Here is a 557-nt window from a genome sequence, read left to right as displayed (position 1 = left end):
AGTCGCTTGCCTTATCAGGCGCCGAGCAAACCATGATTAATGAGCGAATATCGGGTCTCGAGTCGGGGAAGTATATAATTCCTATGCAGGATGATGATTAATTTGCTGGCTGGTAAGAATACTGACTAGCCTGTCTTCGCTAATCTTTATACAAAGCTTCTTTTCCATAACTCAGTTCCAATGCTTGGCGTTCGGCTTTTCTCAGCTTTTTTACGACAAGTTTGTAGGAGTGGTCGATCATTCGTTCAATTTCACCGACCGGGATGCTCCCGTCAAGAATTATAGTATTCCAGTGAAGCTTGTTCATATGGTAACCGGGCTTTACTGCTTCAAAAAGGTCGCGTAGTTCGTTTGCTTGATTCGGGTCGCACTTTAGGTTCATTTGGGCAATGTTGTCATTAACGCCAAGCGTAGCAAACATCTTAGCCTTAATTTTCGGAACCATAACATCTGGGCCAAAAGGGTAGTCTTCTCTGGCTTCAGGTTTTGATAGTAAGTACTGTTTTGCTGTCTCGTAGTTCATGCGCTTTGCTCTTGGCTATTTAAAGGTGACTTCT

At 43.4% G+C, this 557-nt stretch carries 1 protein-coding gene; it reads right to left on the bottom strand.

Going from position 1 to position 557, the window contains the following annotated elements; translation table 11 throughout:
• Positions 1–139 precede the first annotated feature (139 nt).
• Positions 140–523 (bottom strand): MmcQ/YjbR family DNA-binding protein, encoded by a 384-nt coding sequence (locus A3757_RS06035; protein ID WP_068553366.1) that lies wholly within the window; start codon positions 521–523, stop codon positions 140–142.
• Positions 524–557: the final 34 nt, after the last annotated feature.

The organism is Oleiphilus sp. HI0117 (assembly GCF_001635235.1).
Note: the sequence above shows the minus strand (reverse complement) of the source record. Positions and strands in the feature narration are given on the sequence as shown.

Excerpts from the sequence above, each read along its gene's own strand:
- A3757_RS06035 (WP_068553366.1), bottom strand. The coding sequence starts at position 523 with ATGAACTACGAGACAGCAAAACAGTACTTACTATCAAAACCTGAAGCC.